Below are 24,987 nucleotides of genomic sequence, written 5' to 3' on the forward strand. Positions count from 1 at the left end.
GATCCCTCGCCATCGGTGCGCGCCGCAGGTCACAGTGGGTCAAGTCCTCCGCAGGGCATGGGAGGACGCGGGCCGCGGCGCGCGCTGCTGGAGGGGGGCAGCGCGCGCAGGTCTGCTCCCGCCGAACCGGGGTACCCGCACATCGAACCCGAACTGTCCATGACGATCAGGGAGTTGATGATGGCAGCCTTCGGGAACGGAACGCGCGGGTACCCCCGGTCGCGTGGCCGGACGTGGCAACGGACCGGGCCGGACCGTGCGACGCTCGGCATCATCGGCGCGATCTGTGCCGTGGCCGGCTTCTTCGCCCTGGGTATCGTCCTGGGCCCGGTGGCGATGCTCTGCGGCTGGCAGTCCATGGGCCGCAGGTGGTCCTCCAACCCCACCATCCCGTCGCTGGTGGCCCTGATCCTGGGCGCCATCGACACCCTGCTGTCCCTCATCACCCTGGCGGGCGCAGCAACTTGGGGCCACGGCCTGCTCTGACCGAGCGAACGCGCCCGCGCAGCCAGGGGCCGCGGTCAGGCCCCTGGTGCGCGGGCGCCTGCAACGCCCTGGGGGCGCGGGGAACAGTGTCGCTGCGCAGCTGCGGGCCATCGTGGCCGCTGGGGGCGGCACGGACGAGCGCAGGCGGCACCGGCACCCACCCGCCTCAGCCCCGCTGCTCCTCCCGCGCCGTCAGCCGAGCCACCTCCGCCCGGAGCAACCGCACCTCCTCCGCCAGCGAGGCGATCGCCTCCGTCTGCCGCCGCTCCTCCACGTCGTCCTTCTCGAACCGCGAGATGAACCACGCCGCGATGTTCGCGGTCACCACACCCAGCAACGCGATCCCGGACAGCATCAGCCCCACGGCGATCATCCGCCCGAGCCCCGTGGTCGGCGCATGGTCCCCGTACCCCACGGTCGTCATCGTCGTGAACGACCACCACACCGCATCACCCAGCGTCCGGATGTTCCCGTTCGGCGACGCCCGCTCCACCGACAGCACCGCCAGCGACCCGAACATCAGCAGCCCGACCACCGCCCCCACGACATACGTGGTCAGCCGGATCTGCGGAGCCATCCGCGCCCGCCGCCCCACCAGCAGCAGCGTCGAGACCATCCGCAGCAGCCGCAGCGGCTGCAGCAGCGGCAGCACCACCGCGCACAGGTCTATCCAGTGCGCCCGGACGAACGCCCGGCGGCGCGGGGCGAGCGCCAGCCGCATCAGGTAGTCGACGGCGAACGCCGCCCAGACCACCCATTCGGTGGTCGTGCACAGGATCGTCACGGAGTGGTCGGCGGAGCTGTCCACGATCGGCACGGCGTAGGCGACGGCGAACGCCATCGCGAGCGCCAGCAACGGCCGCTGGGTACACCGCTCCCAGCGGTCCTGGGCCGAGTGATCGTTCATGGCCGCCATCGTAAAGAAAGGGTAAGGGCGGTGGAGACCTCGGCTCCACCGCCCGTCACCGCTCCACGCCGCGCAGCGTTACGCGTCGCCGCCCGCGGCCCCCGGGTCCGCCGCCGCGACGTCCAGCAGCTGGTACCGGTCGATGGCCTGCTTCAGCACGGACCGGTCGACCTTGCCCTCACGGGCCAGCTCGGTCAGCACCGCCACCACGATCGACTGCGCGTCGATGTGGAAGAACCGCCGCGCCGCGCCGCGCGTGTCGGCGAAGCCGAAGCCGTCCGCGCCCAGCGACTGGTACGTGCCCGGCACCCACCGCGCGATCTGGTCCGGCACCGACCGCATCCAGTCGGACACCGCCACGAACGGCCCCTCGGCCCCGCTCAGCTTCCGCGTCACCCACGGCACCCGCTGCTCCTCCTCCGGGTGCAGCAGGTTGTGCTCCTCGCAGGCCACGGCCTCGCGCCGCAGCTCGTTCCAGGAGGTCGCGGACCACACGTCGGCCCTGACGTTCCACTCCTCGCCCAGGATCCGCTGGGCCTCGAGGGCCCACGGCACCGCGACACCGGACGCCATGATCTGCGCCGGGATCGAGCCGCCCGCGGCCTCGCCGATCCGGTGGATGCCCTTGAGGATGCCCTCGACGTCCACGTCGGCCGGCTCGGCCGGGTGCTGGATGGGCTCGTTGTAGACGGTGAGGTAGTAGAAGACGTCCTCGCCGTGCGGGTGCTCGGCGTCCCCGCCGTACATGCGGCGCAGGCCGTCCTGGACGATGTGCGCGATCTCGTAGGCGTATGCCGGGTCGTACGCCACGCACGCCGGGTTGGTGGAGGCGAGCAGCTGCGAGTGCCCGTCCGCGTGCTGCAGCCCCTCACCGGTCAGGGTCGTACGGCCCGCGGTCGCGCCCAGCACGAAACCGCGCGCCAGCTGGTCGGCCATCTGCCAGAACTGGTCACCGGTGCGCTGGAAACCGAACATCGAGTAGAAGACGTACACCGGGATCAGCGGCTCGCCGTGCGTGGCGTACGCCGAGCCGGCCGCGATCAGCGAGGCCGTGCAGCCCGCCTCGGAGATGCCGTCGTGCAGCATCTGACCGGTCGGCGACTCCTTGTAGGCGAGCAGCAGGTCCCGGTCCACCGCCTCGTACTGCTGGCCCAGCGGGTTGTAGATCTTCGCGCTCGGGAAGAAGGAGTCCATGCCGAACGTGCGGTACTCGTCCGGCGCGATCAGCACGAACCGCTTGCCGATCTCCTTGTCCCGCATGAGGTCCTTGAGGAGGCGCACAAAGGCCATGGTGGTCGCGATGGACTGCTGGCCCGTGCCCTTCTTCACGGTCGCGTACGCCTTGTCGTCCGGCAGCGGCAGCGGCTCGGAGCGCACGAGGCGGGTCGGCACGTATCCGCCGCACTGCTTGCGGCGGTCGTGCATGTACTGGATCTCCTCCGAGTTCCGGCCCGGGTGGTAGTACGGCGGCGGGCCCGACTCCAGCTCCTTGTCGGAGATCGGCAGGTGCAGCCGGTCGCGGAAGCGCTTGAGGTCGTCGACCGTCAGCTTCTTCATCTGGTGCGTGGCGTTGCGGCCCTCGAAGTTCGGGCCCAGCGTCCAGCCCTTGACCGTCTTGGCCAGGATGACGGTCGGCTGACCCTTGTGCTCCACGGCCGCCTTGAACGCGGCGTAGATCTTGCGGTGGTCGTGACCGCCGCGGCCCAGCATCAGGATCTGGTGGTCGGTCAGGTTCTCGACCATGGCGCGCAGCCGGTGGTCGTCGCCGAAGAAGTGGTCCCGGATGTACGCGCCGGTCTCGGTCGCGTACGTCTGGAACTGGCCGTCCGGCGTGGTGTTCATCTTGTTGACCAGCACGCCGTCGCGGTCCTGCGCGAGCAGCGGGTCCCAGGAGCGGTCCCAGATCAGCTTGATCACGTTCCAGCCGGCGCCCCGGAAGACCGACTCCAGCTCCTGGATGATCTTGCCGTTGCCGCGCACCGGGCCGTCCAGGCGCTGCAGGTTGCAGTTGACCACGAAGGTCAGGTTGTCCAGGCCCTCGCGGGCGGCGATGGAGAGCTGGCCGAGTGATTCCGGCTCGTCCATCTCGCCGTCGCCGAGGAAGGCCCACACGTGCGACTTGGAGGTGTCGGCGATGCCGCGCGCCTCCATGTAGCGGTTCATCCGCGCCTGGAAGATCGCGGAGAGCGGGCCGAGGCCCATGGAGACGGTGGGGAACTCCCAGAAGTCCGGCATCGAGCGCGGGTGCGGGTAGCTGGAGAGCCCGTCGGGGTACTTCGACTTCTCCTGCCGGAAGCCGTCCAGCTGGGCCTCGGTGAGCCGGTCGAGCAGGTACGCGCGCGCGTAGATGCCCGGGGAGGCGTGGCCCTGGAAGAAGACCTGGTCGCCGCCGAGGCCGTCGTCCTTGCCGCGGAAGAAGTGGTTGAAGCCGACGTCGTAGAGCGACGCGGAGGAGGCGAAGGTGGCGATGTGGCCGCCGACGCCGATCCCGGGGCGCTGGGCGCGCGAGACCATCACCGCGGCGTTCCAGCGGGTGGCGTTGAGGATCTTGCGCTCGATCTCCTCGTTGCCGGGGAAGAACGGCTCCGCGCGGGTGGGGATGGTGTTGACGTAGTCCGTGCTGCGCATCTCGGGCACGGCCACGCGCTTCTCGCGGGCCCGCTCGATCAGGCGCAGCATGAGATAGCGGGCCCGCTCCCGGCCGCGCTCGTCCACCGCGGCGTCGAGGGAGTCGAGCCACTCCTGGGTCTCTTCGGGATCGAAGTCAGGAACCTGACTCGGAAGGCCGCCAATGATGATCGGATTGCGATCGGATCCGGAAGCCACGCTGTTCCTTACCTGTCAGAGGGCCACTTTTTTGCTCGCGTTTTTGCTCGTGCCTAACTCGTGCCTCAGTTCTGCCTGCACCGTTCCCCATCGTGTACCTCGGAAAGGCGCACGTCATCTCTACCGCGGGGTAACCGCGGCACAGGGCCGGTCGAAAAGCAACGATACGCCCGGGGTGTGACAGCGCTTGCAAAGTTGTTCGAGGGGCGGAAAGGTGGAGGATTCCGAACCACGCAAAGCGGGCACATCGGTGTGATGTGGGTCACGATGAATCGGGATACGGTGCCAGGAGTTGCGACGACACGGCCGGGATCGTCACCGTTTCGGCGGTCTGGACGGCCGGGTACTTGCGCGATCGGTCCCGCCCGTGTGGACTACGGCCAATGCTTCGCGCACGCGCGTGGCTGAGATACTCACCAAGACATGATCAGGAGGCAACCCGTGAGCGCGACCGCGGACCACGCGGAGGAGCGGACGAACCCTGCCGCCAGGCTGGGGTTCCAGCCCGGGCAGGTGGTCCAGGAGATCGGCTACGACGAGGACGTCGATCAGGAGCTTCGCGAGGCCATCGAGGAAGCCGTCGAGGGCGACCTGATGGACGAGGACTACGACGACGTGGCCGACGCCGTTGTGCTGTGGTTCCGGGACGATGACGGCGACCTCACGGATGCGCTGGTGGATGCCACCACGTACATCGAGGAGGGCGGCGCCATCCTGCTCCTGACGCCGAAGACCGGCCGTTCGGGGTACGTGGAGCCGAGCGACATCTCGGAAGCCGCGACGACCGCAGGCCTGACCGCGTCCAAGAGCGTCAGCGTCGGCAAGGACTGGAGCGGCAGCCGCCTGGCCACGCCCAAGGCGGCCAAGTCCAAGAAGTGACCGCCGGCCGGGCTGGGCCGAACGGCTCAGCCCGGCCGCCGCAGACCCTCGGTGATCACTGCGTAGGGTGGACCCCGGCGCCGGCCGTACCCGGCGTCGCTGTGCCCTCACCCGAACAGCCCACCGAAGGGATGCACGACGATGGCGATCCAGGTCGGCGACAAGGCGCCCGACTTCGAGCTCAAGGACAACCACGGCCGCACCGTGAAGCTCTCCGACTTCCGCGGCGAGAAGAACGTGGTCCTGCTCTTCTACCCCTTCGCCTTCACCGGCGTGTGCACCGGCGAGCTGTGCGAGCTGCGCGACAACCTGCCGAAGTTCGCCGACCGCGACACCCAGCTGCTCGCCGTCTCCAACGACTCCATCCACACCCTGCGCGTCTTCGCTGAGCAGGAGGGCCTGGAGTACCCGCTGCTCTCCGACTTCTGGCCGCACGGCAACGTCTCGCGCGCGTACGGCGTCTTCGACGAGGACAAGGGCTGCGCCGTCCGGGGCACCTTCATCATCGACAAGGAGGGCGTCGTGCGGTGGACCGTGGTCAACGGCCTGCCGGACGCCCGTGACCTGAACGACTACGTGAAGGCGCTCGACACCCTGTGATCCTCCGGGTCCAAGGTCTGCGGGGGGCGGGAACCCGTCACTAGGATCGGCACGTTGATCCCATATCCGAAGCACGACGGGGCTCCCCGCCCCTGGACACCACATGGAGGACCCGTGGGAGTCAGCCTCAGCAAGGGCGGCAACGTATCGCTGACGAAGGAGGCCCCGGGCCTGACCGCCGTCATCGTCGGTCTGGGCTGGGACGTGCGAACCACGACCGGCACCGACTTCGACCTCGACGCCAGCGCGCTGCTGCTGAACAACTCCGGCAAGGTCGCCAGCGACCAGCACTTCGTCTTCTTCAACAACCTCAAGAGCCCCGACGGCTCCGTGGAGCACACCGGTGACAACCTCACCGGTGAGGGCGAGGGCGACGACGAGCAGATCAAGGTCAACCTGGCCGGCGTCCCGATGGACATCGAGAAGATCGTCTTCCCGGTGTCGATCTACGACGCGGAGAACCGCCAGCAGTCCTTCGGCCAGGTGCGCAACGCGTTCATCCGCGTCGTCAACCAGGCCAACCAGCAGGAGATCGCCCGGTACGACCTCAGCGAGGACGCCTCCACCGAGACCGCCATGGTCTTCGGCGAGCTCTACCGGCACGGCGCGGAGTGGAAGTTCCGCGCCATCGGCCAGGGCTACGCCTCGGGCCTGCGCGGCATCGCGCAGGACTTCGGCGTCAACGTCTGATCCCGGCAGGGTTACGACCCCTGCACCGTCCGGCGCCGCACCGTTTACGGGCGGCGCCGGACGCGCAGGACAACCAGGGAAGCACCACTAGGGGAGGACCACCATCATGGGCGTCACGCTCGCCAAGGGAGGCAACGTCTCCCTCTCCAAGGCCGCACCCAATCTCACCAACGTCATGATCGGGCTCGGCTGGGACGCCCGCTCCACCACCGGCGCACCCTTCGACCTCGACGCCAGCGCCCTGCTGTGCGGCGCCGGCAACCGGGTGCTGGGCGACGAGTGGTTCGTCTTCTACAACCAGCTCACGAGCCCCGACGGCTCCGTCGAGCACACCGGTGACAACCTCACCGGCGAGGGCGAGGGCGACGACGAGTCGATCCTGGTCGACCTCGCCAAGGTCCCCGGCCAGTGCGAGAAGATCATCTTCCCCGTCTCCATCCACCTGGCCGACGAACGCGGCCAGACCTTCGGCCAGGTCTCCAACGCCTTCATCCGGGTCGTCAACCAGGCCGACGGCCAGGAACTGGCCCGCTACGACCTCAGCGAGGACGCCAGCACCGAAACGGCCATGATCTTCGGCGAGCTCTACCGCTACCAGGGCGAATGGAAGTTCCGAGCGGTGGGCCAGGGGTACGCGTCGGGTCTGCGCGGCATCGCTCTAGACTTCGGAGTCAACGTTTCGTAAAGCTGAGTACGGCACGGGGGAGACCCGTACCAACACGATGGGGTAGCCAGTGCTTCTCAAAACCTTCGGCTGGTCGTTCGCGGTCACCGCGCTCGGTCTGGTCGCGGCGGCGTTCTACGGGGGGTGGACCGCCTTCGGCATCGTGGCGATCCTCGCCGTCCTGGAGATCTCGCTGTCCTTCGACAACGCGGTCGTCAACGCCGGAATCCTGAAGAAGATGAACGCCTTCTGGCAGAAGATCTTCCTCACGGTCGGCGTCCTGATCGCCGTCTTCGGCATGCGGCTGGTGTTCCCCGTCGTCATCGTCGCGATCAGCGCCAAGATGGGCCCGATCGAGGCCGTCGACCTCGCTCTGAACAACAAGCACCGGTATCAGGAACTGGTCACCGACGCCCACCCGGCCATCGCCGCGTTCGGCGGCATGTTCCTGCTGATGATCTTCCTCGACTTCATCTTCGAGGACCGGGACATCCAGTGGCTGCGCTGGATCGAGCGGCCCCTGGCCAAGCTCGGCAAGGTCGACATGCTGTCGGTCTGCATCTCCCTGATCGTCCTGCTCATCACCTCCTTCACCTTCGCCACGCACGCCCACCAGCACGGCGGCGGACACGTCGACAAGGCCCAGACGGTCCTGATCGCCGGCATCGCCGGCCTGATCACCTACATGGTCGTCGGCGGCCTCTCCGGCTACTTCGAGGACAAGCTCGAGGAAGAGGAGGAGCGCGAGCACGAGGAGGAGGAACAGGCCGCCCGCACCGGCAAGCAGCGCTCCGCGGTCGTCCTCGCCGGCCAGGCCGCGTTCTTCATGTTCCTCTACCTCGAGGTCCTCGACGCCTCCTTCTCCTTCGACGGCGTCATCGGTGCCTTCGCGATCACCAACGACATCGTTCTGATGGCCCTCGGCCTCGGCATCGGCGCCATGTACGTCCGGTCGCTGACCGTCTACCTGGTCCGCCAGGGCACCCTCGACGACTACGTCTACCTGGAGCACGGCGCCCACTACGCCATCGGCGCCCTGGCCGTGATCCTCATGGTCACCATCCAGTACGAGATCAACGAGGTCGTCACCGGCCTCGTCGGCGTCGTCCTGATCGCCTGGTCCTTCTGGTCCTCGGTCCGCCGCAACCGCGCCCTGGCCGCCGCCGGCGAGGGCGCCGACGAGAAGGCCGAGGTCTCCTCCACGGTCTGACACCCCCTGGCACGCCCCCTACGGGCAAGATCAGGGACGCGGCGGGGTTGGTGCCCCCTCCGGTGAGGAACGCTCTGTTCGGGGCGGTCGGCACGGCCGGCCGCCCCGACGGCGTCGCGATCGAGCAGGACCTGGGGGCGGGACATGGGATTCTTCGACGGACTGCGGGGCGGACGGGCCGCCGACTTCGACTCCGGCAGCGCCGCGACCACGGCGATCGAACTGACCAAGAGGCACCAGCAGGTCTCCCTCACCAGGCAGGACGCGGCCACCGGCCATCTGCGCGTCAACCTCACCTGGCGGATGCGCACCTCCGACTTCGACGGGAACCAGCGCACCAGCCTCTTCCGGCACCCCTTCAAGGCCCTCAAGCCGCCGGAGGTGCTCGGACACGGCCAGAGCATGGTCAACGTCGACCTCGACCTGGGCTGCCTGTACGAGCTGACCGACGGCACCAAGGGCGTCGTCCAGCCCCTCGGGGGCTACCTCGGCGACGTCAACGCACCGCCGTACATCAAGCTCAGCGGCGACGACCGGTTCGGATCGGCCTCCGGCGAGACGATGTACGTCAACCTCGACCACCGCGACGCGATCAAGCGCCTGCTGGTGTTCGTGTACATCTACGACCAGACGCCCGCCTTCGACCGCACCCACGCGATCGTCACCCTCTACCCCAGCAACGGCCCCCGCATCGAGATAGGCCTGGACGAGCGGCACCCGCAGGCCCGCTCCTGCGCCGTCGTGATGATCGAGAACGTCAAGGGGGAACTGGTCGTCCGCCGCGAGGTGAAGTTCGTCTACGGCTTCCAGGGCGAACTGGACCGGCTGTACGGGTGGGGGCTGACCTGGGGCCGCGGCTACAAGACGAAGGCGGACCGCTAGTCCGCGCCCGGGAAGGAGCGGGGTCCGCGCCTACGAGAGGCCCTGGCGCCCGACGAACTGCGGACCCTGCGGGGGGAGGCGGAAATCCGGGTCCGGAGCCGTCAGCACCGGCTCGGGATAGCCGTAGCCCGACTGCGGATAGCCGTACGCCGCGGGCTGCGCCGACGACGCCGGCTGCGGATAGCCGTACGCCGGCCGCCCCGGGACCGCCGGCGGCTGCTCCGGCGGCAGCGGCTGCGACGTCGTCTCCGGCAGGGCCCGGCGCGGCTCCTCCTCCGCCTCCGACTCGTCCACCGAGATGCCGAAGTCCGTCGCGAGCCCCTTCAGCCCGTTGGAGTAGCCCTCGCCCAGCGCCCGGAACTTCCAGCCCTCCCCGCGCCGGTACAGCTCACCGCAGATCAGCGCCGTCTCCGCGCCCGTCTCCGGCTTGATCTCGAAGTGGGCCAGCGGCTCGCCGTCGGCCACCGAGGCGTCGTACAGCAGGATGCACAGCGCCGGGACCCGGTCGAAGGACACCCCGTCCGCCGACGCGACCAGCAGGATGCGGCCGACCCCGGGCTCCACACCGGCCAGGTCCGACTGGATCGTGTCGGTCAGCCCCTCGGTCCCCCGCTTCTTGCCCAGCCGCCACACCGTGCCCGACGGATGCCGGGGCTGGTTGTAGAAGACGAAGTCCTCGTCGGAGCGCACACGGCCGTCGGACCCCAGCAGCAGCGCCGAGGCGTCCACGTCCGGAACGCCCTGCCCGGGCGTCCAGCGCAGCACCGCGCGCACCGTGGTGGCCTCCAGCGGGACGTTCGATCCCTTCAGCATCGCGTGCGTCATGCCGTCATCCTGCCTTCTCGGTCCTGGGCACGACAATGCGGGGTGCGCTGCCCGTCGACACAGGGGAGTTACCGGAAATTCATGCCCGGGAGGGAACCCCGGACAATGATCCCTACGTACTATTACCGGCCACCCTTTACCGAATCCACAGGCTCGACATGCGCCCTGTGAGGAGTCCTATGCGTCATTTCGGGCACATCGCCCCCGAGGTGCGTCAGCACCTCTTCCACCAGGAGCCGTGCGCGTTCACCGCCGACTCCCCGGCCCGGCTGCTCTCCGCTGCCCTGGGCGCCACGCTGTACAGCCCGGCCACCCGGCCGCGGCTCGCCGACGACATCGTCAAGCAGGCGCGCGGCGGCGTGGTCTCGATGGTGCTGTGCCTGGAGGACTCCATCGACGACGCGGACGTCGCCGCCGGCGAGGTGAACCTCGTCCGCCAGTTCGCCGACCTCGGCGCCCGCCCGGACGTGGAACCGCCCCTGCTCTTCATCCGGGTGCGCGCCCCCGAGCAGATCCCCGACCTCGTCCGCCGCCTCGGCCCCGACGCACGGCTGCTGTCCGGATTCGTCCTGCCCAAGTTCACCGAGCAACGCGGCCTGCCCTTCCTGGAGGCCCTCGCCCACGCCGAGGCCGACAGCGGACGCCGGCTGTTCGCGATGCCGGTCCTGGAATCCCCCGAGCTGCTCTACCGCGAGTCCCGCGTCGACACCCTGGAGGGCATCGCCCGCGCCGTCGGCAAGTTCCGCGACCGCGTCCTCGCCCTGCGCCTCGGCGTCACCGACTTCTGCTCCTCCTACGGGCTGCGCCGGGCCCCCGACATGACCGCCTACGACGTCCAGATCGTCGCCTCCGTCATCGCCGACGTGGTCAACATGCTGGCCCGCGCCGACGGCACCGGGTTCACCGTCACCGGACCCGTCTGGGAGTACTTCCGGGCACCCGAGCGCATGTTCAAGCCACAGCTGCGGCAGAGCCCCTTCCTGGAGGTGCGGGCCGCCGAACTGCGCGAGAAGCTCATCGCACACGCGATGGACGGGCTGCTGCGGGAGATCTCCCTCGACCAGGCCAACGGCCTGCTCGGCAAGACCTGCATCCACCCCTCCCACGTCCTGCCCGTGCACGCGCTGTCCGTGGTCAGCCACGAGGAGTTCAGCGACGCACAGGACATCCTGCGGCCGGAACGCGGCGGCGGGGGTGTACTCCGGTCGGCCTACACGAACAAGATGAACGAAGTGAAGCCGCACCGCGCCTGGGCCGAGCGGACCCTGCTGCGCGCCGAGGTGTTCGGCGTCGCCGGCGAGGACGTCGGCTTCGTCGAACTGCTCGCCGCCGGCATACCCGGCTGACCCTCCCGACAGCAAGGAACGCATGAACAACGCAGTGAACGACGGGGTCTGGTCCGGCACCTGGGTCACCCAGCGACTCGGTGTCGAACTGGAGGGCGACGACGGCCTGCGCGCCCTGCTGGGGCTCGCGCTGCGCCGCAACCCCAAGCGGGCCCACCTGCTGGTCTCCCACGTGCTGGGCAAGCACGTACCGCAGTCGCCGTCCGTGGTCTACGGCCACGGCGTGCGGCTGGGCCGCCGGGTCCGCGCGCTGCTCGGCGAGACGGAGGCCGCCCGCGCGGTCGTCCTCGGCTACGCGGAAACCGCCACCGGCCTCGGTCACGCGGTCGCCGACGGCCTTGGCCTCGCCCCGTACCTGCACTCCACCCGCCGCCCGGTGCCCGGCCTCGCCCCGGCGGGCGGCTTCGAGGAGTCCCACTCCCACGCCACCTCCCACCTCCTGCTCCCCGAGGACCCCGCCCTGCTGGCCGGCAGCGGCCCACTGGTCCTGGTCGACGACGAGTTCTCCACCGGCAACACCGTCCTCAACACCATCCGCGACCTGCACGCCCGCCACCACCGCCGGCGCTACGTCGTGGTCGCCCTGGTCGACATGCGCTCACCCGGGGACACCGCCCGGCTGGAACGTTTCGCCGCCGAGCTGGGCACCCACATCGACCTCATCGCCACCGCCTCCGGCACCGTACGACTGCCGGAAGACGTACTGGAGCGGGGGCAGCAACTGGTCGCACGGCACGAGACGGCGCAGACGGCCGCCACGCAACGGGGCGGCACCCCCGAGCAGCCGCACCCCGGGGGCTCGTCCGAGCCGTCGTACGGGCGAACAAGCCGGGTCGACCTGGGATGGCCGCACGGACTGCGCGACGGGGGACGGCACGGGTTCACGCCCGGGGACCGGGGGCGGCTGGAAGCCGCGCTGCCCGGCATGGCCGCCCGCCTCGCCGAGGCACTGCCCGAGGGCGCCCGGCGCGTGCTCGTGCTCGGCTTCGAGGAGCTGATGTACGCCCCACTGCGACTCGCCCACGAACTCGAGCAGCTCACCGAGGCCGAGGTCCGCTTCTCCACGACCACCCGCTCGCCCGTCCTCGCGGTCGACGACCCCGGTTACGCCATCCGCACCCGCCTCGTCTTCCCCGCCCACGACGACCCCGCCGACGGCCCCGGCGAGCGCTACGCCTACAACGTCGCGGGCGCCGGCTTCGACACCGTGGTCGCCGTCGTCGACACCGTCGCCGACACCCCCGCCCTGCACGCCCCCGACGGCCTGCTGGCCCGCCTCGCCGCCCACACCCCGCACGTCCTCCTCGCCACCGTCCCCTCCTACGTCCCCCAGCCCCCCGCCTCACCCGAAAGGCCGGCCATGCTGCCCGAGCCCCTCCGCGGCCCCGCCTTCTCCTCGTACGCGCCCGAGGAGGTCGGCTGGCTGCTCCAGGACCTCTCGGACGTGACCCTGGAGGCGCCGACCGAGGAGCGCGAGGAGGCCATCCAGAGCGGCGGGGCCCACTACGCCGAGTCGCTGCCGGTGGAGTACCAGCCCAGCGCCCAGTACCAGGAGCTGTTCCAGACGGCCCTGGACGCCTCGGCCGCCCGGCTCGCCCACGCCGTCGGCGTCGTCACCGAGACGGTGATCAGCGAGCGCTCACCGCACCCGGTCCTCGTCTCCCTCGCCCGCGCGGGCACCCCGGTCGGCATCCTCATGCGCCGCTGGGCACAGTTCCGGCACGGCCTCGAACTCCCGCACTACGCCGTCTCCATCGTCCGCGGCCGGGGCATCGACGCCACCGCGCTGCGCTGGCTCGCCGCCCACCACGACCCCCGGGACGTCGTCTTCGTCGACGGCTGGACCGGCAAGGGCGCCATCACCCGCGAACTCGCCCAGGCCATCGAGGAGTTCGAGACCAAGGAGGGCATCACCGGCTTCGACCCGGAGATCGCCGTACTCGCCGACCCCGGCTCCTGCGTGCGCACCCACGGCACCCGCGAGGACTTCCTCATCCCCTCCGCCTGCCTCAACTCCACCGTCTCCGGCCTGATCTCCCGCACAGTCCTGCGCGCCGACCTGGTCGGCCCGGACGACTTCCACGGCGCCAAGTTCTACCGCGAACTCGCCGGCGCCGACGTCTCCGTGGCCTTCCTCGACGCCGTCTCCGCCCGCTTCCCCGAGGTCGCCGACACCGTCGACGCGGCCGCCAAGGAACTCATGACCGAGGACCGCACCCCCACCTGGGCCGGCTGGCAGGCCGTCGAACGCATCAGCGAGGAGTACGGCATCCACGACGTGAACCTCGTCAAACCCGGCGTCGGCGAGACCACCCGGGTCCTGCTGCGCCGGGTACCGTGGAAGATCCTCGCGCGGGCCGGCGCCGGGGCCGACCTCGACCACGTCCGGCTGCTCGCCGAGCAGAGAGGAGTACCGGTGGAGGAGGTCGGCGAACTGCCGTACAGCTGCGTCGGGCTCATCCACCCCCGGTACACGCGGGGCGCCACCGGCGCCGACGGCCGGGCGGTGAACGTCTGATGCCGGTCCTGGTGGCGAGCGATCTCGACCGTACGCTGATCTACTCCTCGGCGGCCCTGGCCCTGACCATGCCCGACGCCCGGGCACCCCGGCTGCTCTGCGTCGAGGTGCACGAGAGCAGGCCGCTGTCCTACATGACCGAGACGGCCGCCGAGCTGCTGACCGAGCTGGGCGACGCGGCCGTCTTCGTGCCGACCACGACCCGGACCCGCAAGCAGTACCAGCGCATCAACCTCCCCGGCCCCCAGCCCCCCTACGCCATCTGCGCCAACGGCGGGCACCTGCTGGTGGACGGCGTCACCGACCAGGACTGGAACGCCGGGGTACGGGCCCGGCTCGCCGACGAGTGCGCGCCGCTGGAGGAGATCCGCGAGCACCTGATGCGCTCCGCCGATCCCGTGTGGGTGCGCAAGCAGCGGATCGCCGAGGACCTGTTCGCCTACCTGGTCGTGGAGCGGGAGCTGCTGCCTCAGGAGTGGGTGAAGGAGCTGGCGGTCTGGGCGGAGAACCGGGGCTGGACCGTCTCGCTCCAGGGCCGCAAGATCTACGCCGTGCCGCAGCCGCTGACCAAGAGCGCGGCGGTACGGGAGGTCGCCCGGCGCACCGGCGCGGAACTGATCCTGGCGGCCGGCGACTCCCTCCTGGACGCCGACCTGCTGCTCGCCGCCGACCGGGGCTGGCGGCCCGGCCACGGCGAACTGGCGGAGACCAACTGGACCGCCCCGGCCATCACACCGCTGCCGGAGCGGGGAGTGCTGGCCGGGGAGCGGATCACCCGCGAGTTCCTGCGCGCGACGCGGCCCGCGGGTCAACGCACGTAGGCCGACGCCTGTCGGCCAACAGCTGTAGGTCAACGCCTGTCGGCCAACGCCCGTAGGTCAGCTCAGCACCTGTTGCCCGGCGACCAACGCCCGTAGGCCAACGCCCGTAGGTCAACAACTGTTGACCTACGGGCGTTCAGGTCATCCGCAGCAACCCCCGCCGCAGCAGCCGCCCCCGCCGCCCCCGCCGCCCGCTCGGGGGGCCGGGGCCGGAGCGGTGGCGGACGCCGTGCTCCCCACGGCAACCGTGGACAGCAGCTTCACCGTGTCGTCGTGGCCCGCGGGGCAGGCGGCGGGCGCGGCGGACTCGGCCATGGGGCGGCTCAGTTCGAACGTGTCGCCGCAGGTACGGCAGCGGTACTCGTAGCGAGGCATGCGCACAGGTTAACCGGCACCCGGCCCGGCTCACCCCATCCCGGAGCCGTCGGACCGGCGCTTCTCCTGCTCGCCCCCGCCGGGCAGCGCCACCGTGATCGGCGGCGTGCCGGTCTCGTGCTCACGCCCCGGAGGCTCGGTACGGGGATCGGGATGACGGGCCCGGTAGTACGGGTTGTCGGTCGGCAGGCTCGAGCCGACCCGCCCGTACATGCCGAAGGTCATCAGCAGCAGACCCACCACGAAGCTGAAGTACACGTTCCAGATCTTGAACGCCAGGAAGTTGTAGTCGGTGTCCAGCAGACCAAGGAACAGGAAACCGTTCAGCAGGAACAGCACCCCGAACACCATGTTCAGCGTGGACGCCACGTTCCCGCCGATCGCCATGCCGGCGAGCAGAATCGCCCCGACGACGATCGACAGCACACTCAGCGTGCCGTTGCTGTTCAGCCCGGCGACCCGGTCACCGCTGAGGCTGAAGAAGCCGATGTGGTTGATCAGCCCCAGGATGCCGAAGACGACGAGAAACACGCCGATCAGCCCCGCGCCGATCCGGTAGACCGTGTTCAGCTTGTGGTCGACGGGCAGGTGCTCGTCGAACGAGATCCGCCGCCGCGGCCTCGCGTGCACTGGTGCGTGTGTGGCCATGTCCGCCTCCCTCGGGCGCTAGCGGAGGCCATCCATCCATTTCAATATCCGCCTGCCCGCCCCGCCCCGGCAACACACGCAGCTCAGCCCCCGGCTCAGTGGCCGGCGCCCCGCTCCTCGCGGATCTGCGCCACCACCCGCGCCGCCGTCTGCCGCACGGCCTCCGTCTCGGTCAGGAAGTGCCAGTAGTCGGGGTGCCGGCCCTCCAGCGTCCCGACCGCCCGCTCCAGCCGGGCCACCGCGTCGTCCAGCGGCCGCGCGTGCCGCGGATCGGGCGTCGTGCGCCCCGTCATGGCCAGCCGCTGCGCGTCCCGGATCGCGAACCGGGTCCGCTCGATCTCACCCTGCGGATCCTTCTGCACCGCGTTCAGCCGCTGCAGCCGGTCCCCGGCGGCCGAGACCGCCTCGTCGGTGGTGTTCAGCAGGGCCCGCACCGTCGACAGCAGCGACGTCGCGTCCGGCCAGCGCTGGGCGTCCCGGGCCGCCTGCGCCTCGCGCAGCTTCAGCTCGGCCTGCCGGACGTTCTCCGCGGCCTGCGCGGGCACCTGCTGCAGGTCCTGCCAGCACGCGGCCGCGAACCGCCGCCGCAACTCGCTCAGCACCGGGTCGACCTGCCCCGCCCGCGTGGTCAGCGCCTGCGCCCGGGTGCGCAGACTGACCAGCCGGTGATCGATCTCGGCCGCCTTCTCCGGCAGCCGCTCGGCCTCCACCCGGATCGCGGCGGCCTCCCGCTGCACCCGCTCGGCCCGCTCCAGCGTCGGCGCCACACCGTGCTGCCCGGCGCCCTGGTTCAGCCTGGTCAGCTCGGGGGAGAGCGCGGCGAGCCGGGCGGCGAGGTCGTCGGCCCCGAGGCCCTTCGCGCGTACGGCGTCCAGCGCGTTGCTCGCGCCCAGCAGCGCCTGCCGGGCCCGCTCCACGGCGGGGGCCAGCCGGGCGAGCTGCGTCTCGGCCTTGCCGAGCAACGGCGCCAGACCCTCGCCGAAACGGTCCAGCTCCTGCTTGACCCGCACCAGCTCGTCCTTGGCCGCGCTCAGCTCACCGCGCGCCCGAACAGCGGCTGCCACCTCCAGATCGTCCCGGTCCAGGTCATGGGCGTCGACGGCCTGGATGTACCGCTGGCTGACCTCGTCGATGCGCCGCCCGAGCGCCGCGAAGTCGGAGACGGCACGCCGGGCGGCGGGGGAATCGTCCACCGCCGTGATCGTCTCGACGGAGATCCGCAGATCCCGCTGGGCGGTGTCCAGTTCGTAGAACGCGGCCGCGGCGGCGTCCTTCGCGGCCTGCGCCTCGGCCCGCTGACTCTCGGCCCGCCCCCCGAACCAGCGCCGCGTACCACCCCCGGCGAACGCGCCCGGCACCACCAGCACGGCCAGCACCGGCAGGCTCATCAGCACGAGTGTGTCCCGCAGCACCCCGAACCCGCCCCGGGCCCGAGGCTCCGGCGACGACGGGTACGACTGCGTCCCTGACGTGCCCGGTGTCGCCGTCACATCCCTCTCCCGTGCTGTGATCCACCCCTGGCTGCTGTCATTCTCCCACCCGAGAAAGACGAACACACGAGCCGTTCAGTTCGCGCTCAGAACCACGACTTGGCCGCCCGAGCCGCGGGCCGCCGGGCGAGCCTGCCGGCTCAGGGCGTCCCAGACGGTCCCGCGGCAGCACGACCGGTTCCGCCGGCCGCTGCCGACCTCTCGAAGGGGACAGGAGTTCCCGGATCGCATGGGTGACCTTCTCCGGGGGCCGTCGTTGGATGCGATGGAAGGATCTTCGTCTCGGCAGGGGGGTGGCTGATGGCGGCGCTGCGGCAACTGAAGCCGCCGTTCCTTGTGTCCGGCCCTGCCGGCGTGTCCGTCCGAGCTCGGTTGCGGCCCTCTTCGGCGGACGCAACTGTGCTGACCGAGGTGGGCAGCTTCCTCGGCGCGCTGGCCTCCAGAGACCTCGCGGCGTTGTCACGGCGGGGTGCGTCCCGCGACGCCGCGTCCAGGACAGTGCGCAAGCGGGCGCTGACTGCATGCTCCTCGGCAAGGTGGGCGGGCAGCATCACCAGAGCGACCGACGACCAGTGGGCCCTGGCAAGGCGCGGTCAGGCGGCCGAAATGACGTGGCTGCGGGGACAGATCACGCGGATCGAAGCCAGGCTGGCCCGTCCACTGCAGGCCAAGTCCGACAGGCGGGCAGGGCTGGTGCGCGGGTGTGCGACCCGAGCGCAGTGGCACGCGAAGTCCCGTCGTCTCCGGGTGCTCCAGCACCGGCTGGCCGCCCTGGAGTCGGACTGGGCCGAGCTCAAGGTGCATGTGGTGCGAGGCGGCAAGAAGCTTGCCCACCTGCGTCATCATCTGGAGGAGGCCGGGCTGAGCCGGGAGGCCTGGCGGGAGCGCTGGCAGGCCGCCCGGATGTTCCTGTCTGCCGACGGCGAGTCCGGCAAACGCTGGGGCAACGAGACCATCCGCGTCACCGACACCGGGCAGCTCTCGATCAGGCTGCCGGCCGGCCTCGCTCATCTGGCCAACGCCCCGTACGGCAGGTACGTGCTCGAAGCGGCCGTCGTGTTCACCCACCGGGCGGGTGAATGGCGCGACCGCGTCTCCGGGGACCGCGCGGTGGCCTATCGCATCCATCACGACGTACTGCGCGGCCGCTGGTATGTCACCGCCTCATGGCGGCGAGCGGCGGCCCCGGCGCTGCCCCCTGGCGCGGCCCTCGCCGGTGGTGCCGTCGCCGTGGACATGAACGAGCACCACCTCGCCGCTTGGCGCCTCGACAGGCATGGCAACCCGGTGGGAGGGCCACGGCGGTTCGCCTACGACCTGTCCGGAAGCGCACAGCACCGGGATGCCCAGATCCGGCATGCGCTGACCCGGTTGCTGCACTTCACCCGGCGCAGCGGAGCACGGGCGATCGCCGTCGAGGATCTTCATTTCGCGGACGGCGCCGGCCGGGAGCACGGGGGGACCACACGGCTGCGCCGCCTCGTCTCCCGCTTCCCGACGGCAGTACTCCGGACTCGGCTGGTTGCCATGGCCGCCGAGCAGAACGTGGCGATCATCGCTGTCGACCCGGCGTACACATCACAGTGGGGCGCTGAGCACTGGCAGCGTCCGCTGACGACCGCCACACGCAGGACGACTCGCCACGATGCCGCGGCGGTGGCGATCGGACGGCGCGCCCTCGGGCACCCGGTGCGGCGACGGACGGCACCGCCCCCGCACGACATGAGTGATCGTGCGGGGCATCGGACCGCCCAGGCCGAACCGGAGACCCGGAGGCGTGAGGGACCCCGCCCCCGCTCACCGGACCACGGACAGGATCCGTTGTCGCCCGGGAGCGGAGCGAAAGTGGGGGACCAGCGTGCCCGGGACCGCTGGGGGCACGCGGCTGAGCCTGTGTTCTGGTGACAGGACACACTGCGGCTCGGTCTCGGAGATGCATGTCTCCCCACCCGGAGCACGGTTTGCAGCGCAGGCCCCAGGGCCATGTAGGCTGTCGACCTGTCCCGGGTGCGTAGCTCAGTGGTAGAGCGCCTGCCTTACAAGCAGGATGTCGGCGGTTCGAAACCGTCCGCGCCCACCAGTGCAGGACATGATCGAGGCCCAGGCCCGCGGGTGAGTACGACCCGGAGGTCTGGGCCTTGTCGTTGTTCAGCCTTTCTCCGGTTCCTCGTTCTGCGGGGTCTCGTGCGCGTGCTTCAGGCGGCTGCGGGCGTCCGCGCGGTCCGGGCCGGTGAGGTCCGACCAGTAGCGGTGGGTGCTGACGAACACCGCGAGTTCGTGCTCGCGTCGGCGCAGCTTCTCCACCTGGGCCTGTTCGTCCTCCGTCCACCCCGGGGACGCCGGGCGCTCGATCTTGCGCCACCCGTTGTCGTCGCTGAAGCCGTCCAGCGGCTCGACCGACCAGGGGAGCCGCTTCAGCAGGGCCGACAGCTCGGCCCGGACCTGATGCAGCTCCTCCTGACCAGCGAGCAGGTCACTCGGAAAGTCATAGGTCGTAGCCACGCGACAATGCTACGCCTGTTCGAATTAGGGTCGCGAGGCTGTTCCTGAGGTTCAGTCGAACGGGTGGTCGTGCCGCCCGCCACCGTCCGCCGGGGGTCAGCGGCCGGTGTCGCGCAGTTCCCGTACCAGCCGGGCGGTCACCGGTACCGGTACGCCGTGCCGGTCGGCCGCGCGCAGCAACGCGCCGCCGATGGCGTCGAGTTCGAGGGGGCGGCCCGCCTCCGCGTCGCGCTGCATGGAGGACTTGGTGGAGGGTGCGAAGGCGTCGTAGCGGGCGAGGGCCTGGGCCGGGTCCGCGGGGGCGCCGCAGGCACGGCTCACCGCCGCGGTCTCGGCGACCAGGGACTGGAGCTCCTCCCGGTGCCGGGTGCGGGCCTCGCCGAGGGGGAGGGCGTAGCGGGTGGTCAGCAGGGCGAAGGGGGCGAGGAACGCCATCTTCGCCCACAGGGCCGCCGTCTCGTCCTCGAGGACCCGGGTGGGCACGTCGGCGGCGGTGAGGGTCGCGGCCAGGGCGTCGAGGCGGGGGCGCGGGGCCGTGGCGGCCGTGAGGTCCACCTCGACGAAGTCGCTGCCGTGTTCGATCACGCCCGGAGCCACCCGGGTCGACTCCACCCGGATCACGGCGGGGGCCACCCGGTCGGCGCGGTAGCGGGCGCGCAGGGCGGCGGGGTGTTCGACGCCGTTCAGGAGCGGTACGAGGAGGGCGTCGCCGAGGGCGGCGGCCGGGACGCGGGTGAGGGCGGCGTCCAGGCTGGTGTGCTTGACGGCGATCAGGCACGCGTCGACGGGTTCGCGCAGCTCGGTGTCCGCCTCCACGGCGGCCGTGAAGTCCCCGAGCCGGCGGCTGCGGACCTGGATGCCGGCTCCGCGCAGGGTGTCGGCCGTGGTTTCCTGGGCCAGGCAGATCACGCGGTGGCCGGAGCGCGACAGCAGGGCGGCGAGGAGCCCGCCGGTGCCGCCGGGTCCGAGAACGGCGACGGTCTGCTGCGCGGTGTGCGTCCTGGTGGTCATGAGGAGATCCTCCCGTCGGTCGGCCCCGCAGGTCGGTGGCCGCCTTCTGCGTGATCTTCGCAGGCGTGCGGGGCGTGGGCGAGACTGGGGGCATGTGCCGGAGTATCAAGACGCTGCGTCCGCCCGCCCTGCCCGACGAGGCCACCGAGGACGACATTCGCGCCGCCGCGCTGCAGTACGTACGGAAGGTCTCTGGCTTCCGCGCGCCCGCCGCGCACAACCGTGAGGTCTTCGATCGTGCCGTGGAGGCGGTGGCGCAGGCCACGGCGGAGCTCCTCGGCGGCCTGGAGGTACGGGGGCAGTCCGTGCGGAGCGCGGGGTAGCGGTGGCGCGGCGAACTCTCCCGAGCCGGTGGGAAGTCGGCTGCTCGGGCGGTGTCCGCTGTCCGGCCGCGGTGGGAGGCGCCGAAGGGGGAGGGACTGATCGATGACAGGGCGTAGAACTGCCCGGCCGCTGCCGGTGTCGCTCGACGTGGTCGCCGACGGCGTGGGACCTGCACTCCTGCTGCGGCCCTGGGGCCCGGCGGACGCCGTCGCGCTGGTGGAGGCGTACCAGGACGAGGCTCTGCGGCGCTGGACGAGCGCGGGGGTGGCGGACGAGGCGGACGCGGAGCGGTGGATCGGGGAGCAGCGGCGCGGGTGGGAGGACGGTCGGCGGTTCGCCTTCGCCGTGGTGGAGTCCGGTACGGCGGCGGCGCCGGTCCTGGGGCACGTGGTCCTGAAGCGGGCCGGTGATGCCTCCGTCGCCGAGGTCGGCTACTGGACGGTGGCCGCCGCGAGAGGCCGGGGGGTGGCGTCCCGGGCGCTGACGGCGGTGTCCGAGTGGGCCTTCACGGCCTTCCGGGGTGCCGGGCTGGTCCGGCTCGAGCTGCTGCACCAGGTGGACAACGCGGCCTCGTGCCGGGTCGCGCAGAAGTGCGGGTACGTCCTGTCCGGGTTTCTGCCGCCGGCACCGCCGACCCGTCCGAACGCCGGGCATGTGCATGTGCGGGAGGGGACGTCCTGAGCGGCGAGGGTGGCAACGGGGTGGACGCCAGGTGTTGATTCGGTCACATTCTCGGGTGGGAGTCGAGGGGGCTGAGGCTCCCCACGTGCGCTGTGGGGCGGGATGAGGCCATGAACGGAAGGCGAAGCATGGCCTGATGTTGAACTTGCAAGCACCTGTTAGGGTCACCTAACCTGGGTTCCTCGTTCGGTACCGCCGCCCCCACGACCGGCCCGGCGTCCCCCTTGTCCGGCACCGCCGGACGGCCGGCCCGTCCGACACCGAAGAGGAGAAACCCCCCATGTCTGCACGTCTCAACTCCGCTCAGCCGTACGTGATAGGGCTCTTCCGCATCGTCGCCGGCCTGCTCTTCGCGGTGCACGGCGCCGCCTCGCTCTTCGGCGTCCTCGGCGGGGCCATGGGCACCCACGGCGGCACCATCCCGGCCGGCACCTGGCCCGGCTGGTACGCGGCCGTGATCCAGCTGGTCGCCGGGACGCTCGTGCTGTTCGGCCTCGGCACCCGCGGTGCCGCGCTGATCGCCTCGGGCTCGATGGCGTACGCCTACTTCGACGTCCACCAGCAGGCCGCCCTGTGGCCCATCCAGAACGGTGGCGAGCTGCCGGTCCTGTTCTGCTGGGCGTTCTTCCTGCTCGTCTTCACCGGCTCCGGCGCCTTCGGCCTGGACCGGCTGGTCTCCCGGCGTACGGCGGCCACGCGCGAGCCGGCCACCGAGCAGCGCCCCGTGGCGGCCTGACCGGTCGTCGGATCACGGCGCCCTTCCCCGTGCGCGGCGGGAGGGCGCCTTCACCCGTACGTAACCTTCTGATCACGCCTGCCCCCTGCGCCCCTGCTGTCACACCCCCGGCGTACGCTGTATGGCTGTCAACGGGGGAGCAACGGGGAGTCGTCGTGTGGGAGAGCGTGGGGTCACTGGCCGCCGGTCCATGGATCTACGCCATGGTGGCGCTGTCGGTGCTGCTCGACGTGTTCGTGCCCGTGCTGCCGAGCGGTGTGCTGGTGATCACCGCGGCCACCGCCGCGGCCGCCGGTTCGGGTGCAGCGGCCGGACAGGTCCCGCACAACGTGCCCGACATCCTCGTCCTGACCCTCTCCGCCGCGACCGCCTCGGTCCTCGGTGACCTCGTGGCCTATCGGCTGGCCTGGCGGGGCGGTGAGCGCCTGGACCGCGCCATCGCCCGGTCCCGCCGGCTGACCGCCGCGCAGGAACGTCTCGGCGAGGCCCTCTCGCGCGGCGGCGGCGCCCTGGTCGTCCTGGCCCGCTTCGCTCCGGCCGGCCGCTCGGTCGTGTCGTTCTGTGCGGGCGCCGCCCACCGCCGGGCTCGCGACTTCGTCCCGTGGTCGGCGCTGGCCGGCCTGTCCTGGGCCGGTTACAGCGTCGCCCTCGGCTACTTCGGCGGCCGCTGGCTGGGCGCCACCTGGCTGGCGACGGGCGTGTCGGTGGCCGCCCTGTTCGGCGCGGGCGCCGCGGCGGGGTTCCTCGTGCGCCGCCGGCCGGCCTGACGGGGCAGGGCGCTCGGCCCCGAGGCGCCGTCGGATCGCGCCGGACGGGCGCAGGCGCCGCCCCGGCACGCGGACGGCGACCGACGGCCGGGGCGGGGCGGTGCAGGGCGGTGGTGTCAGCAGTTCGCCAGGTAGTTCGTCAGCGCGCTCTTCTCCGCGGAGTCGACCGAGAGGTCGTAGTAGTACTTCACCTGCACCCAGGCGCGCACGTACGTGCAGAGGTACGCCGAGCGGGACGGGACCCAGGTCGCCGGGTCCTGGTCGCCCTTGGCCTGGTTGACGTTGTCGGTGACCGCCAGGAGTTGGGGGCGGGTGACGTCGTTGGCGAAGGCCTGGCGCTGCGCGGTGGTCCACTTGCTCGCGCCGGAGTCCCAGGCCTCGGCGAGCGGGACGAGGTGGTCGATGTCGACGTCGGAGGCGGCGGTCCAGGTGGCACCGTCGTACGGGGAGTACCAACTGCCGCTGGTGGCGGTGCAGGAGGAGTTGGTGACGACGTTCGTGCCGTCCCGCTTGAGGATCCACTCCCGGGTGTTGCAGGTGCCGGAGATGGTGCTCCAGGTCGGGAACAGGTCGCGGCTGTAGCCGGTGCGGTTCTCGGTGGCCACGGTGAGCTGGGAGAGATAGCTGCGGGCGGTGGCGGCGCTGACCGGCGTGGGCAGCGCGGCGGAGGCGGTGGGGGAGTTGAGGAGGGCGACGGAGGCCATGAGGCCGGTGAGGGCGGCGAGTATGCTCACTCGTCGACGCGCGTAGAACTTCGGCATGCGAACTCCCTTGAGGGGTGGGGGTGTTGGAGCGCGAGCGAGGGAATGCTCGCGGTGCCGTGTTGCCGGGAGGTGAGCGCTCGGTAAGACGTTAGTGTCGTGTGCATGACACGACAAGGTTCACGGTCGAACTTCTCCTCGCGTACGATGGGCGGCGCAGAAGGGGAGTAGCTCTTCGCCGGACCGTCGACATACTGCTCAGCGAGCCTGAGCCGGCGCCCGGAGGCGGATCCCGCGCGGACCGCCCAGCGAGACCTTCGGCAAGCAGTGCACGTCCGCGTCCCCGGCGCGGGCACCGAGTGTGCTGCCGTGCCGAGGTGTCTCTCATGAGGCAAGCACTCTCGGTGGGGCAGCCCCGACCGATTGAGGAACCTTGATCAGCATCACCGTGACGGCGCTCGTCTTCGGCGTCATCTTCCTCGCCGAACTGCCGGACAAGACCGCGCTCGCCGGCCTCGTCCTCGGCACCCGCTACCGCGCCTCCTACGTCTTCGCGGGCGTCGCCGCCGCCTTCCTGCTGCACGTCGTGCTGGCCGTCGCGGCCGGCAGTGCGCTGACCCTGCTGCCGCAACGGATCGTGCACGCGCTGACCGGTGTCCTCTTCCTCGGGGGTGCGGCGGCGCTGCTGCTGAAGAAGCACGAGGACGAGGAGGACATCCGCAGGCCGGCCGACCAGTCCTTCTGGAAGGTCGCGGGCACGGGGTTCACGCTGATCCTCGTCGCCGAGTTCGGTGACCTCACGCAGATCATGACCGCCAACCTGGCCGCCCGCTACGACGACCCGGTCTCCGTCGGGCTCGGTGCGGTGCTGGGCCTCTGGGCGGTGGCCGGGCTCGGCATCGTCGGCGGGAAGGCGCTGATGAAGCGGGTGCCGCTGCGGCTGATCACGCAGATCGCGGCGGCGCTGATGCTGGGACTGGGCGTGTGGAGCCTGTACGAGGCCGTCGCGGGCTGAGGCGCGCCGGGCCGGGCTCGGGGGGTCCCGGCCGAACGGCGTGTGAACGTTTCGCGGGGGCGGTGGCGTGATCCCGGCATGTT

25 protein-coding genes and 1 tRNA gene are annotated in these 24,987 nt (G+C 71.0%); 17 read left to right on the forward strand and 9 right to left on the reverse strand.

Annotated features, from left to right (window positions below):
* Nucleotides 1–177: 177 nt before the first annotated feature.
* A complete protein-coding gene (locus tag ACZ404_RS07335) occupies nucleotides 178–486 on the forward strand; it encodes a small hydrophobic protein (protein ID WP_468437186.1) in 309 nt (102 codons plus the stop codon).
* A 166-nt stretch (nucleotides 487–652) separates the two neighbouring features.
* Here the strand turns inward: ACZ404_RS07335 and ACZ404_RS07340 are convergent, their stop codons facing one another.
* Together ACZ404_RS07340 and aceE are read right to left on the reverse strand one after the other, a co-directional pair.
* Entirely contained in the window at nucleotides 653–1,393 is a 741-nt protein-coding gene (locus tag ACZ404_RS07340) for a potassium channel family protein (RefSeq protein ID WP_468436802.1), read from the reverse strand.
* Nucleotides 1,394–1,471: 78 nt separating this feature from the next.
* The gene (gene aceE / locus ACZ404_RS07345) at nucleotides 1,472–4,219 is read right to left on the reverse strand and encodes a pyruvate dehydrogenase (acetyl-transferring), homodimeric type (protein ID WP_468436804.1); all 2,748 of its coding nucleotides are present in this window, start codon (nucleotides 4,217–4,219) and stop codon (nucleotides 1,472–1,474) included.
* A gap of 441 nt (nucleotides 4,220–4,660) precedes the next feature.
* Between aceE and ACZ404_RS07350 the strand changes: the two genes are divergently transcribed.
* The 6 genes from ACZ404_RS07350 (at nucleotide 4,661) to ACZ404_RS07375 (ending at nucleotide 9,144) form a co-directional block, all read left to right on the forward strand.
* Nucleotides 4,661–5,098 carry a DUF3052 domain-containing protein gene (locus ACZ404_RS07350; protein ID WP_468436806.1) on the forward strand — a complete coding sequence of 146 codons (438 nt, stop codon included), beginning with the start codon at nucleotides 4,661–4,663 and terminating at the stop codon, nucleotides 5,096–5,098.
* Between the two features lie 141 nt (nucleotides 5,099–5,239).
* Nucleotides 5,240–5,698 carry a peroxiredoxin gene (locus ACZ404_RS07355; RefSeq protein WP_468436808.1) on the forward strand — a complete coding sequence of 153 codons (459 nt, stop codon included), beginning with the start codon at nucleotides 5,240–5,242 and terminating at the stop codon, nucleotides 5,696–5,698.
* Nucleotides 5,699–5,812: 114 nt separating this feature from the next.
* On the forward strand, nucleotides 5,813–6,388 hold the full coding sequence (locus ACZ404_RS07360) for a TerD family protein (protein WP_468436810.1): 576 nt from the start codon (nucleotides 5,813–5,815) through the stop codon (nucleotides 6,386–6,388).
* 106 nt (nucleotides 6,389–6,494) lie between these two features.
* The gene (locus ACZ404_RS07365; RefSeq protein ID WP_468436812.1) at nucleotides 6,495–7,073 is read left to right on the forward strand and encodes a TerD family protein; all 579 of its coding nucleotides are present in this window, start codon (nucleotides 6,495–6,497) and stop codon (nucleotides 7,071–7,073) included.
* Between the two features lie 49 nt (nucleotides 7,074–7,122).
* The gene (locus tag ACZ404_RS07370; RefSeq protein ID WP_468436813.1) at nucleotides 7,123–8,262 is read left to right on the forward strand and encodes a DUF475 domain-containing protein; all 1,140 of its coding nucleotides are present in this window, start codon (nucleotides 7,123–7,125) and stop codon (nucleotides 8,260–8,262) included.
* A gap of 144 nt (nucleotides 8,263–8,406) precedes the next feature.
* Nucleotides 8,407–9,144: a TerD family protein gene (locus tag ACZ404_RS07375; RefSeq protein WP_468436815.1), complete on the forward strand. Its 738-nt coding sequence runs from the start codon at nucleotides 8,407–8,409 to the stop codon at nucleotides 9,142–9,144.
* 30 nt (nucleotides 9,145–9,174) lie between these two features.
* Here ACZ404_RS07375 and ACZ404_RS07380 read toward each other — a convergent pair whose 3' ends face one another.
* A complete protein-coding gene (locus ACZ404_RS07380) occupies nucleotides 9,175–9,969 on the reverse strand; it encodes a TerD family protein (RefSeq protein WP_468436817.1) in 795 nt (264 codons plus the stop codon).
* A gap of 179 nt (nucleotides 9,970–10,148) precedes the next feature.
* On the opposite strand from ACZ404_RS07380, the gene ACZ404_RS07385 reads away from it, so the two are divergent.
* From ACZ404_RS07385 to ACZ404_RS07395, 3 genes are read left to right on the forward strand one after another with little or no spacing between them, the layout of a single operon-like run.
* A complete protein-coding gene (locus tag ACZ404_RS07385) occupies nucleotides 10,149–11,315 on the forward strand; it encodes an HpcH/HpaI aldolase/citrate lyase family protein (RefSeq protein WP_468436819.1) in 1,167 nt (388 codons plus the stop codon).
* A gap of 22 nt (nucleotides 11,316–11,337) precedes the next feature.
* Entirely contained in the window at nucleotides 11,338–13,833 is a 2,496-nt protein-coding gene (locus ACZ404_RS07390; RefSeq protein ID WP_468436821.1) for a phosphoribosyltransferase, read from the forward strand.
* Nucleotides 13,833–14,654: an HAD family hydrolase gene (locus ACZ404_RS07395; RefSeq protein WP_468436823.1), complete on the forward strand. Its 822-nt coding sequence runs from the start codon at nucleotides 13,833–13,835 to the stop codon at nucleotides 14,652–14,654. Before ACZ404_RS07390 ends, ACZ404_RS07395 begins: the two co-directional genes overlap by 1 nt.
* 141 nt (nucleotides 14,655–14,795) lie before the next feature.
* Here ACZ404_RS07395 and ACZ404_RS07400 read toward each other — a convergent pair whose 3' ends face one another.
* The 3 genes from ACZ404_RS07400 to ACZ404_RS07410 form a co-directional block, all read right to left on the reverse strand.
* The gene (locus tag ACZ404_RS07400; RefSeq protein WP_468436825.1) at nucleotides 14,796–15,029 is read right to left on the reverse strand and encodes an FmdB family zinc ribbon protein; all 234 of its coding nucleotides are present in this window, start codon (nucleotides 15,027–15,029) and stop codon (nucleotides 14,796–14,798) included.
* A gap of 30 nt (nucleotides 15,030–15,059) precedes the next feature.
* The gene (locus tag ACZ404_RS07405; RefSeq protein ID WP_468436827.1) at nucleotides 15,060–15,677 is read right to left on the reverse strand and encodes a DUF4383 domain-containing protein; all 618 of its coding nucleotides are present in this window, start codon (nucleotides 15,675–15,677) and stop codon (nucleotides 15,060–15,062) included.
* Between the two features lie 95 nt (nucleotides 15,678–15,772).
* Nucleotides 15,773–17,167, reverse strand: a complete 1,395-nt coding sequence (locus ACZ404_RS07410; protein WP_468436829.1) for a hypothetical protein — start codon at nucleotides 17,165–17,167, stop codon at nucleotides 15,773–15,775.
* A 606-nt stretch (nucleotides 17,168–17,773) separates the two neighbouring features.
* Between ACZ404_RS07410 and ACZ404_RS07415 the strand changes: the two genes are divergently transcribed.
* Both ACZ404_RS07415 and ACZ404_RS07420 read left to right on the forward strand, forming a co-directional pair.
* On the forward strand, nucleotides 17,774–19,072 hold the full coding sequence (locus ACZ404_RS07415) for an IS200/IS605 family accessory protein TnpB-related protein (RefSeq protein WP_468436831.1): 1,299 nt from the start codon (nucleotides 17,774–17,776) through the stop codon (nucleotides 19,070–19,072).
* 100 nt (nucleotides 19,073–19,172) lie between these two features.
* A tRNA-Val gene (locus ACZ404_RS07420) sits at nucleotides 19,173–19,247 on the forward strand.
* A 68-nt stretch (nucleotides 19,248–19,315) separates the two neighbouring features.
* Here ACZ404_RS07420 and ACZ404_RS07425 read toward each other — a convergent pair.
* Complete coding sequence (locus ACZ404_RS07425) at nucleotides 19,316–19,669, reverse strand: hypothetical protein (protein ID WP_468436833.1); 354 nt, start codon at nucleotides 19,667–19,669, stop codon at nucleotides 19,316–19,318.
* 96 nt (nucleotides 19,670–19,765) lie between these two features.
* Nucleotides 19,766–20,680 carry a ketopantoate reductase family protein gene (locus ACZ404_RS07430; RefSeq protein ID WP_468436835.1) on the reverse strand — a complete coding sequence of 305 codons (915 nt, stop codon included), beginning with the start codon at nucleotides 20,678–20,680 and terminating at the stop codon, nucleotides 19,766–19,768.
* Nucleotides 20,681–20,772: 92 nt separating this feature from the next.
* On the opposite strand from ACZ404_RS07430, the gene ACZ404_RS07435 reads away from it, so the two are divergent.
* The 4 genes from ACZ404_RS07435 (at nucleotide 20,773) to ACZ404_RS07450 (ending at nucleotide 23,188) form a co-directional block, all read left to right on the forward strand.
* Nucleotides 20,773–21,003: a DUF2277 domain-containing protein gene (locus ACZ404_RS07435; RefSeq protein ID WP_468436837.1), complete on the forward strand. Its 231-nt coding sequence runs from the start codon at nucleotides 20,773–20,775 to the stop codon at nucleotides 21,001–21,003.
* Between the two features lie 103 nt (nucleotides 21,004–21,106).
* Entirely contained in the window at nucleotides 21,107–21,685 is a 579-nt protein-coding gene (locus tag ACZ404_RS07440; RefSeq protein ID WP_468436839.1) for a GNAT family N-acetyltransferase, read from the forward strand.
* A 280-nt stretch (nucleotides 21,686–21,965) separates the two neighbouring features.
* Nucleotides 21,966–22,421, forward strand: coding sequence for a DoxX family protein (locus ACZ404_RS07445; RefSeq protein WP_468436841.1), 456 nt, complete (start codon nucleotides 21,966–21,968; stop codon nucleotides 22,419–22,421).
* A 155-nt stretch (nucleotides 22,422–22,576) separates the two neighbouring features.
* Complete coding sequence (locus ACZ404_RS07450; RefSeq protein ID WP_468436843.1) at nucleotides 22,577–23,188, forward strand: DedA family protein; 612 nt, start codon at nucleotides 22,577–22,579, stop codon at nucleotides 23,186–23,188.
* Nucleotides 23,189–23,304: 116 nt separating this feature from the next.
* Here the strand turns inward: ACZ404_RS07450 and ACZ404_RS07455 are convergent, their stop codons facing one another.
* Nucleotides 23,305–23,949 (reverse strand): HNH endonuclease family protein, encoded by a 645-nt coding sequence (locus tag ACZ404_RS07455; RefSeq protein WP_468436845.1) that lies wholly within the window; start codon nucleotides 23,947–23,949, stop codon nucleotides 23,305–23,307.
* Between the two features lie 373 nt (nucleotides 23,950–24,322).
* Here ACZ404_RS07455 and ACZ404_RS07460 point away from each other — a divergent pair, with 373 nt between their 5' ends.
* Complete coding sequence (locus ACZ404_RS07460) at nucleotides 24,323–24,904, forward strand: TMEM165/GDT1 family protein (protein WP_468436847.1); 582 nt, start codon at nucleotides 24,323–24,325, stop codon at nucleotides 24,902–24,904.
* Nucleotides 24,905–24,987 lie beyond the last annotated feature (83 nt).

It is taken from the genome of Streptomyces sp. NPDC030798 (assembly GCF_055572275.1).

Bases quoted from the DNA above. Each gene is read 5' to 3' on its own strand.
- ACZ404_RS07430 (WP_468436835.1), bottom strand. From the start codon at position 20,680: ATGACCACCAGGACGCACACCGCGCAGCAGACCGTCGCCGTTCTCGGA.
- ACZ404_RS07455 (WP_468436845.1), bottom strand. From the start codon at position 23,949: ATGCCGAAGTTCTACGCGCGTCGACGAGTGAGCATACTCGCCGCCCTC.
- ACZ404_RS07400 (WP_468436825.1), bottom strand. From the start codon at position 15,029: ATGCCTCGCTACGAGTACCGCTGCCGTACCTGCGGCGACACGTTCGAA.
- ACZ404_RS07340 (WP_468436802.1), bottom strand. From the start codon at position 1,393: ATGAACGATCACTCGGCCCAGGACCGCTGGGAGCGGTGTACCCAGCGG.
- ACZ404_RS07365 (WP_468436812.1), top strand. From the start codon at position 6,495: ATGGGCGTCACGCTCGCCAAGGGAGGCAACGTCTCCCTCTCCAAGGCC.
- ACZ404_RS07335 (WP_468437186.1), top strand. From the start codon at position 178: ATGATGGCAGCCTTCGGGAACGGAACGCGCGGGTACCCCCGGTCGCGT.
- ACZ404_RS07445 (WP_468436841.1), top strand. From the start codon at position 21,966: ATGTCTGCACGTCTCAACTCCGCTCAGCCGTACGTGATAGGGCTCTTC.
- ACZ404_RS07435 (WP_468436837.1), top strand. From the start codon at position 20,773: ATGTGCCGGAGTATCAAGACGCTGCGTCCGCCCGCCCTGCCCGACGAG.
- ACZ404_RS07375 (WP_468436815.1), top strand. From the start codon at position 8,407: ATGGGATTCTTCGACGGACTGCGGGGCGGACGGGCCGCCGACTTCGAC.
- ACZ404_RS07390 (WP_468436821.1), top strand. From the start codon at position 11,338: ATGAACAACGCAGTGAACGACGGGGTCTGGTCCGGCACCTGGGTCACC.
- ACZ404_RS07405 (WP_468436827.1), bottom strand. From the start codon at position 15,677: ATGGCCACACACGCACCAGTGCACGCGAGGCCGCGGCGGCGGATCTCG.
- ACZ404_RS07380 (WP_468436817.1), bottom strand. From the start codon at position 9,969: ATGACGCACGCGATGCTGAAGGGATCGAACGTCCCGCTGGAGGCCACC.
- ACZ404_RS07355 (WP_468436808.1), top strand. From the start codon at position 5,240: ATGGCGATCCAGGTCGGCGACAAGGCGCCCGACTTCGAGCTCAAGGAC.
- ACZ404_RS07415 (WP_468436831.1), top strand. From the start codon at position 17,774: ATGACGTGGCTGCGGGGACAGATCACGCGGATCGAAGCCAGGCTGGCC.
- ACZ404_RS07395 (WP_468436823.1), top strand. From the start codon at position 13,833: ATGCCGGTCCTGGTGGCGAGCGATCTCGACCGTACGCTGATCTACTCC.
- ACZ404_RS07440 (WP_468436839.1), top strand. From the start codon at position 21,107: ATGACAGGGCGTAGAACTGCCCGGCCGCTGCCGGTGTCGCTCGACGTG.
- ACZ404_RS07385 (WP_468436819.1), top strand. From the start codon at position 10,149: ATGCGTCATTTCGGGCACATCGCCCCCGAGGTGCGTCAGCACCTCTTC.